This window comes from Butyricicoccus pullicaecorum DSM 23266 (assembly GCF_900167005.1).
Lineage (GTDB): Bacteria > Bacillota > Clostridia > Oscillospirales > Butyricicoccaceae > Butyricicoccus > Butyricicoccus pullicaecorum.
On the sequence record NZ_FUXW01000030.1, the window covers coordinates 1 to 6,573 of the forward strand.

Sequence of the window (6,573 nt, forward strand, 5' to 3'; positions counted from 1 at the left end):
ATCACTCATATAAAATCCGTGCCGCTTGCGGCACTCCTTACTTCTTCACTCTTCACTATTACTTATTACTTCCAAAAATCCCGGCGAGAGCGGGAAAGAATTAGAGAAGAGTGAATAGTGAACAGGGAAAAGTAAAAATCCCGAACGCATTTGCATCCGGGATTTTTGGTGGCTCATCGGGGATTCGAACCCCGGACACCCTGCTTAAAAGGCAGGTGCTCTGCCAACTGAGCTAATGAACCAAATTTTGGCTGGGACGGCTGGACTCGAACCAGCGAATGGAGGAGTCAAAGTCCTCTGCCTTACCGCTTGGCTACGCCCCAATGTCAAAATCGGGCGTTTTGCCCTTATATGGATAATGCGCTGCGTTTGCAGCGCATTATCAAGGGTTTTCAATATGGGGTGAGTGATGGGAGTCGAACCCACGGCCTTCAGAGCCACAATCTGACGCTCTAACCAACTGAGCTACACCCACCATATTAAAAATGGCACGCCAGGAGGGATTCGCTTTTCCTGCGGGAAAAGCCACGGCGGTTGCAACATGCCACAGGCATGTTCCTAAGTGCCGCCTTTCGAATCCCGGCTTACTGCCGAGAAAAAGAGTGGCACGCCAGGAGGGATTCGAACCCCCGGCCTACTGCTTAGAAGGCAGTTGCTCTATCCAACTGAGCTACTGGCGCATAGGTGATCCCTTCTCTGGGGACTGTCTCAAATTTCCAAGAACCCAAGATAAAAAATCAATGGAGCGGGTGATGGGAATCGAACCCACGTGTTCAGCTTGGAAGGCTGACATTCTACCATTGAACTACACCCGCGGGTCACCTGAGACTATTACATTATATCGACTCTGCGCCAAAAAGTCAAGCACTATTTTTATCATTTTATAAAAATTCTGGAGAGGCCGTGAAAGCCGTGATCGGCGCGGCCTCTCCAGCGTTTGTTAGATCTCGTCGTCCGGTTTCTGACCGTCGTGTGCCTGCCATTGGCACGGTAGGAGCTGCATCTGTGAGAACGTCGCGCAGAACGAGGAATCCTCCGGGCTGCATGCGTAAATACCGAACGAGACTGCGTCCGTGGCCTTGTGCATGTGGCAGATGCGCATCTGGCGGAAGGTCTGTCCGTCCTCCGAGCATTCAATGCAGAAATCGTCCTCGCGGCGGCTCAGGCGATACCACATGGACTTAACCGAGGCGTCAATTTCGGTCGTTGCCCAGTCTGAATAGCCTAGATTGGTCACAACGCTGCCCAGATGCTGAAAGCGTTCGTTCTCATACTCGATCGACGCTTTGAGCCAGTTCTCACTGTCCAGGTACATGACCACGCCGCACTGGTCAAACCGGTGTTTACTGTCGAATTCCGTGCGCACGACGAAGGAGAAATAGCGTTCGTCGGTGGTCATTTGCAGCACCGGTGCGTTATCGTTGCGGAAGTGGTAATAGGTGCGCTGCCACAAGTCGGTATGGGGTTTGGTGGTGATGCGGATGGTATCATCATTCATTTCCCAGTTCAGCGGCTCGCGCGTCCAGCGCAATGCGTTATGGTCAAACTGCATGGGGCATTCCTCCAATCTTCTATGATTTAGTATAGCATGGGGAAGGAAAAAGCGCCATCGGTCGATGGCGCTTTGGGTGTGTTTGTTTTAACCCATTCCCGGGGCGGACACCGGGAATCAAAGAGGGGATTTCGGACTCTGCAGAGTCCGACTCAGGGCTCTGCCCTGAGAACCCGCAAGCCTTTCGAGAAAGGCTTGCGCGAAAGCTTCAATTAGAGGTGCGGTGCTCCTGATTAAATCGTCTGAATCTGGATACCATCATCATTTGCGGTGACGTGTGCGCCGGTGAGCGGGGTATCGCACGCCTTAATAATCTCGGCGGCGAGTGCGTTCTCGACGTCCTTTTCGATCAGGCGGCGCAGGTTTCTCGCGCCGTACTTAATCGAGAAGGCTTTATGGGTCAGGTAATTCACCAGAGAATCGTCCCAGCTCAGGCGGATACCGCGTACGGCAACCGAATCCTTGAGCTGACCGAGCAGGATACCGCAGATCTTGCTGAAATCCTCCTCGGTGAGCTGATTGAAGGCAATAATCTCGTCGATACGGTTTAAGAACTCGGGACGCATGATGTCCTCGAGTGCCTTAATGGCACGTTCCTTACCCATATCGCTAACCGTGCCGCCGAAGCCCAGAGAAGCGGTCTTATGCTGGGAACCGGCATTAGATGTCATGACGATCACGGTGTTTTCAAAGTTAACCTGACGGCCGTGTGCATCGGTGATGCGGCCATCGTCGAGAATCTGGAGCAGGATGTTCAAAATATCCGGGTGTGCCTTTTCGATCTCGTCGAGCAGAATGACCGAGTACGGACGGCGGCGAATCTTTTCGGTCAGCTGACCGGCCTCATCATAGCCAACGTATCCCGGAGGCGAACCGATCAGGCGGGAAACCGCGTGTTTCTCCATGTATTCGGACATGTCGAGGCGAATCAGGGACTCAGGGGAGTCGAACAGATCGTCCGCGAGCACCTTGACCAGCTCGGTCTTGCCCACGCCGGTCGGGCCGACGAACAGGAAGGATACCGGCTTGCGCTTGGGCGAGATACCTGCACGCGAGCGGCGAATCGCGGTGCAGATCGACTCAATGGCCTCGTTCTGACCAATGACGCGCTGTTTGAGGCGGTCTTCCATGCCGTTTAAGCGTCCGAGCTCCTGCGCCTGTACGCGGGACGCCGGGATACCCGTCCACAGCTCAATGACAGCCGCCAAATGCTCGGCATCCAGTGCGGGCACCGGACGAGCGCGCAGTTCATCCAGACGGTTCTGGATTTGCAGCTCACGCGAGCGCAGATTTGCCATCTCGGCGTAGGTCTTTTCGTCCTGGGTCTCCTGGAGCAGATCGTCCTGCTTCTTGGCGATGCCGTCCAGCTCATCCTGAAGGGCAGGAATCTCGCTGATGGCCGGCTCGTCGAGGTTTAAGCGCGAGCACGCCTCGTCGATCAGGTCGATGGCCTTGTCGGGCAGGTAACGGTCGGTGATGTAGCGCTCGGACAGCGCAGCCGCGAGGCGGCATACTTCGTCCGGGATGGTCACGCCGTGGAAGGTCTCATAGTACGAGCGGATGCCCATGAGCATTTCGACCGTCTGGTCGATGGACGGCTCGTTGATGGTGACTGGCTGGAAACGGCGCTCGAGTGCCGCGTCCTTTTCGATATACTTGCGGTACTCGGCGAAGGTGGTTGCGCCGATGACCTGAATCTCACCGCGGGACAGGGCGGGCTTTAAGATGTTTGCAGCGTTCATCGCGCCTTCGGAGTCGCCTGCGCCCACGATGGAGTGTACTTCGTCGATAACAAGAATGATATTGCCCTGCTTTTTGACCTCGTTGATGAGGCCCTTGACGCGGCTTTCAAACTGTCCGCGGAACTGGGTGCCTGCAACCAGTGCGGTCAGGTCGAGCAGGTGGACTTCCTTGTCGCGCAGCTTATAGGGCACGTTGCCCGCCGCGATGCGGATAGCCAGACCTTCAGCTACCGCGGTCTTACCGACACCCGGCTCACCGATGAGGCAGGGGTTATTCTTCTGGCGGCGGTTCAAAATCTGGATGACGCGGTCGGTCTCCTGTTCGCGTCCAATGATGCGGTCGAGACGGCCTTCGCGCGCCTTCTTGGTCAGATCATCGCAGTAATTGTCCAGATACTTGCGCTTTTTCTTCTTTTCCTTGTCCTTTTTGTCGGACGCGGTATCATTTTTCTTTTCGGTGCGCAGGAAGGGGAAGGGGAATGCGGGCGGCTGTGCGTCACCGTCCTCGTCCATGCCCTCTTCGGCGCCGTCTTCCATCTCGTCGGTCGTCTCTTCGTCCTCCATGTCCGGGCCTGCCGGCATGAGTGCGCCGAGATCCTCGAGGGAATTGATTTCAGAGGACAGCATATCCAGGGTTTCCTCGTTGAGACCCATCTGCTCCATCATCTGATCGAGGGGCTTGATGCCCAGCTGTCGTGCGCACTTGAGGCACAGACCTTCCTGGGCCGCGCTGTCCTGGTTATTGGGGTCCATTTTGGTGATGAAAATGACCGCCACGTTCTTGCCGCAGCGGGAACACATGGGCATTTGCATGGTGAAACTCTCCTTACGATAAAACCACAGCCCCAAGCGGGGCAGTGTTTAGAATGGGAAATAAGCGAGCAATTCGCGCACAAGCACGGTGCTTTGGATGCGTTCGGGACTGAGCCAGCCGAGTGCCGAGAACAGGTCGGGGCGTACCAGATGAGCACACCAGACGAGCAGCAGGGCAACGGCCAGACCGCTCACCAGACCGAAGGCCGCACCGGCCAGACGGTTGAGCCAGCCAAGCGGCGGGAAGCGGGTGAGCAGGCTCAGGCTGTGCAGGATAAACGACAGGGCGAGCGATAACAGGATGAGAAAGACAGCGGAGAGGATGACGAAGGCGATGCCCTCGGCAACGCTCTGCGCGCCCTCAGTGACTGTCATCTGCAAGCCGTCCAAAATACCGGAAAGCTCCGGGCTCTGCGCGGCCTGATCGGCGAAGGCCTTGCCCACAAAGGGGGTCACGACCGCGCCTGCCAGCGTCGGTGCGCAGGTCTTAGCCAGCCAGCACGCGCCCAGCACGACCGCGATCCGGCCGACAAGGCCGATGACCGACATGATAAAGCCGCGCCGTGCGCCGTTTATGACGCTCCAAATAAGAAAGAGGAGCAGGATAAGATCGGGCAGGTTCAACATGCCTGCCGGATCAGACAGGGACTGTATCATCGGTAAAATCCTCCGAGAGCGTGGACGATTTGGTCACACGCTGCGCGTATTTGGAATAGAACAGCCACGCGCCGCCGTCATCGGTCAGCATAACGCGCTGGGCTGCGCCGCCGCTCGTGCACTTCCAATCGGGTTCGAGCGCGTTGTTATAGACGTAAAGGCCCGAGCTGGTCAGCACGCCGAGCTGGCCGCCCGCATAAGAGATACTTTCGGGTGCGCTGGGCAGGTTGAGCGTCGCACGCGACGCACCCGATTTATCGTATCGGGTGATAGATGCGCGGGCATCGCCCGACCACGAGCGCTGCGCGAGGACGAAATTGTCGTCATCAAACGCAAACCCGAGCAGGTCGGTGGCGGTGTAATCGGTCTGGGACGTGGTCTGGCCGCGACGGCTGACCGTAAAGGCCGACTGATCGGTCACGACAGCCACATTGCTGTCGTCCAGCCAGTGCACGGCGTAGCCGACGACCGAGCCGAGGTTGACGCTTGCGCGTACCTGGTCGGCGTCCAGATCGAAGAACTGCAAGATGGTTTCCAGCTGTGCGCCGTTTTGCTGATAGGTCATTGCGCACAGATGGGTGCCGGACGGCGAGAGCACGGCATCCTGAACGTAGTAGTCCGGGGTACGCCAGCGCCACAGGTGGTGGTCTTCCTCACGGGAGGACGCGCCGTAAACCGTGACCGTACTCTTGTAGCCGGTTTCGTCGGTGATGATGACAAAGCTGTCACCCGAACCAATGGAGGCGTTGCGGATGGGCGCACTCAGTTTGAGGGTGAACAGTTCTGCGAGGGTGGAGTGGAATGCCAGGTCATACGCGCCGCGGTCGTAGGTCAGGATATAATTATCGTTGGTCTCGAGCACGGGGGACGCATAACTGAGCGAGATCTGCTGCTGGGTGATATCACCGAGCTGCAAGATGTGCAGGGCTTCGTCGCCCTGTACGGCGAGTGCTGAGCCGACCGGTTTGACCGTACTGGCCGAGCCGGACGGGTATTCGATCACGCCGTCGCGTCCGCTGTTCGGGCCGAGGGCACTGGTCAGGATGTGGAAGGTCTGACGCAGGGACGACGGAGAGAACATGGTAAAGTTGACCGCGCCGAACAGGATGATGCTCACGACGAGCAGCCAGCCCACAAAAGAGCGCAGGCGGGTCAGGCGGCGTAATTTGAGGCTCTCTGCCTGACGCAGGAGCTGTTTGCGTTTTTTCGCCGAACGAGGGAACGGCACAAGGTTTTTCTTTTCCGGCACCGGCAGTGCCTCCTCTCTCATTATAGTAGTGTAGCACAGTTTGAGAACGTGAGTGTAAACAAAGCGTGAAAAAGTTTTCAGGCAGCGGACGGAACGCCCTGGCTTGGGCGCGTAGATCAGCACCGTAAAAGCAGGTCGTACTGCCGCACTGAGCGCCCAAACCGCTGAAAGCCGATACTGCACCGCAGTTGTCCCATAAAGTATACTGCCACAGCGTAGTGCCAGCACAAACAGGAGCGCCGGACGGCACGCATCCGCCGTGCGGCGTTCGTACTTTCCCACCCTGTCGGCGGCACACAGTAACCCTGACGAGGAAGGAAGACGGGTTCCCAAAGGGACGAGAGCGCGCCTTAAAATACGCCGCAGGCGTGTGCGCTCGAGGTGAGCGGCGGTACGCGATTTTCGAGCGTACCGTAAAAAATATTCCGGTGGAATATTTTTTAGCGATGGAGGCAAACCGTAGGTTGTCCATCCTTTGGCCTTCGTTCCCCTTCCAAGGGGCCTTGCGGAATCAGAAAATACCCCGGTGGGGTATTTTCCCGTAAGGCTGTGGCCGACTT

At 57.2% G+C, this 6,573-nt stretch carries 4 protein-coding genes and 5 tRNA genes; all 9 read right to left on the reverse strand.

All coding sequences use genetic code 11. The features are described 5' to 3' along the window. Positions 1-166: 166 nt before the first annotated feature. Positions 167-242 (reverse strand) — tRNA-Lys (locus tag B5D52_RS15735). 6 nt (positions 243-248) lie between these two features. After that, positions 249-323: transfer RNA gene (locus B5D52_RS15740), tRNA-Gln, on the reverse strand. Positions 324-398: 75 nt separating this feature from the next. Beyond that, positions 399-475: transfer RNA gene (locus B5D52_RS15745), tRNA-His, on the reverse strand. 128 nt (positions 476-603) lie between these two features. Further along, positions 604-680: transfer RNA gene (locus tag B5D52_RS15750), tRNA-Arg, on the reverse strand. Between the two features lie 61 nt (positions 681-741). Next, positions 742-815 (reverse strand) — tRNA-Gly (locus B5D52_RS15755). 125 nt (positions 816-940) lie between these two features. Then, the gene (locus B5D52_RS15760) at positions 941-1,552 is read right to left on the reverse strand and encodes a DUF1349 domain-containing protein (protein ID WP_016148968.1); all 612 of its coding nucleotides are present in this window, start codon (positions 1,550-1,552) and stop codon (positions 941-943) included. Positions 1,553-1,785: 233 nt separating this feature from the next. Beyond that, complete coding sequence (locus B5D52_RS15765) at positions 1,786-4,107, reverse strand: ATP-dependent Clp protease ATP-binding subunit (protein ID WP_016148967.1); 2,322 nt, start codon at positions 4,105-4,107, stop codon at positions 1,786-1,788. A 48-nt stretch (positions 4,108-4,155) separates the two neighbouring features. Continuing rightward, a complete protein-coding gene (locus B5D52_RS15770) occupies positions 4,156-4,764 on the reverse strand; it encodes a CvpA family protein (RefSeq protein WP_016148966.1) in 609 nt (202 codons plus the stop codon). Further along, entirely contained in the window at positions 4,745-6,013 is a 1,269-nt protein-coding gene (locus tag B5D52_RS15775; RefSeq protein ID WP_016148965.1) for a DUF5711 family protein, read from the reverse strand. Before B5D52_RS15775 ends, B5D52_RS15770 begins: the two co-directional genes overlap by 20 nt. Positions 6,014-6,573 lie beyond the last annotated feature (560 nt).